Here is a 1980-nt window from a genome sequence, read left to right as displayed (position 1 = left end):
TTGAATTCCTTGTCAAAACTTCTTCTTGTTCCTTCTTTCATTGATTCTAAGTTAAGGGGCTTAACTTACTGTCCAATCAAATGTAGCAGCTCCAGTATCTTTGTCAATATGCGAGCAATCGCTTTACAGGAACCCCTTCCTTTTTTTATTATGAAAACATTTGAAAGTTATTTTAGCGAAAATGAAATCTTGAAATTAGTTTGCAAGGTTCGTGTTAAACTTGCGAAGAACAAGTCCAAGAAGCATTTATTGCATTTACTAACTTCAAACCCTGCTTTCAATTATCACGTTAAATTCAACTCTGAACCCGAAAACGATTTTGAACAAAATCAAAAAGAACTTTCAGAGTTTTTGTTGTCAATTTTGCCCCCAAGAAAAAAATGGTTGAAATTGGGCGAAGATTCAAGAAGAAAGCCCAACAGAAAAAATGAATTTCTTACTTCAAACGACAAAAATTATTACAGCCTACTAAAAACGATAAAAGCAGAAAGTAAAAAAGCTGTAAAAGCTAATTGGTATATCAACTTACAGAAATTTATAAACGACATTATTGTTGCTTCTAAAGGCAATGAATACGAAGTTTCAAAACCAATCATTTTCCCAAAACTAAAAGATAAAATAAAACAAGACGGGAAAAATGAATGTAGACCTATTTGCATTTACAGTTTAAAAGACAGAATTATTTTAAGCCTGACAAATAAATTTTTGACAAGAGTTTTTGATGAGCAATTTCAAGATAGTTCTTATGCGTTTAGGTCAAAGAGAAATTCACAAGGGAACATTATCTCGCATCACGATTGTATTGTCGGCATTGGAAATTATAGAAAACTAAATGCAAAGAACAAATTATTTGTAGCAGAATGTGATATGAAAAAATTTTATGACACAGTAAATCATAAAATTGCTTGGCATTTGTTTCAATCTTTATCAGAAACAGCAAAAGCAACTTACACAGAACTCAATTTTGAATCACCAATCAAAATATTTAATAGTTACTTAAACAGTTTTGCATTTAACACAGATATTCCAAAGGAATCAGATACTGTATATTGGACATCATATAAAATTCCAAACGGTTTTTTTGGTTGGATTGACGAAGCAACTGTAAATATTCACTATGTAGATATTTCTAACGAAAGAATTGGAGTTCCGCAAGGTGGAGCACTTTCTGGACTTATTGCAAACATCTATCTAAATCAAGCCGACATAGAATTGAAAAAATGTGATGTGTTTTATCAACGTTTTTGTGACGATATGATAATTATCGCAAAAGATTTTGAGACTTGCGATACAGCAAAAAATATTTATGAAGAGGAATTGAAAAAACTAAAATTATTTCCTCACAAATTCAAAAGTGTTAACGAATTAAAAGAGACAATTAGTGGAGAAACTAAACTGTCAAAGTTTTGGGAAGGCAAATCAAAAGGACCTTACGAATGGGGTAAAGTTGAAGACAATGCTTTCCCTTGGATTGGTTTTGTTGGCTACGAAATGGATTACTTAGGAAACATTCGTGTTCGCAAAAAATCTTTGCTAAAAGAACTTGACAAACAAAAAACGATAATTCGTGAAATTAAAAATGCTGTAAAAAAAGGAATGCGAAAACCAAAAGGGACAGCGACAGAATCTGCAATAAATAGACTTATTGGAATGTCAGTTGGAAGAATTGGGCTTGACAATTTTGACGAAATATCTACTGATATGTGTTGGAAAAACGGTTTTAGAGAATTAACAGTAAACGAGCATTCCATTGGACAAATAAAGCAATTAGACAGAAACCGAAGCAAACACTATTACAAGTTGCTCAATGAATTAGAAGAACCGGAATTAGAGTTTAATGAAGACGAGGAGAATGAAAAAAGAAAATATGTAAAGTATGACAAACCTTTTAGTTACTATCACCAAATCATTGAAAGACAAAGAAAGGCGAACCGCTAACAACTAAGCTTTCGTTGCGTGCGGAGCACGAACAATGAAAGC

Annotated in this window: 1 protein-coding gene; it reads left to right on the top strand. The window is 32.2% G+C overall.

Annotated features, from left to right (window positions below; genetic code table 11):
- On the top strand, nt 1-1938 hold a 1938-nt coding region (locus BLQ81_RS21825; RefSeq protein ID WP_217636707.1), incomplete at its 5' end, for a reverse transcriptase domain-containing protein.
- Between the last annotated feature and the right edge of the window lie 42 nt (nt 1939-1980).

The sequence above is a fragment of the Algoriphagus alkaliphilus genome (assembly GCF_900103735.1).
Lineage (GTDB): Bacteria > Bacteroidota > Bacteroidia > Cytophagales > Cyclobacteriaceae > Algoriphagus > Algoriphagus alkaliphilus.
The sequence above is the reverse complement of the archived record's forward strand: the minus strand, read 5'-3'. Positions and strand labels throughout refer to the sequence as shown.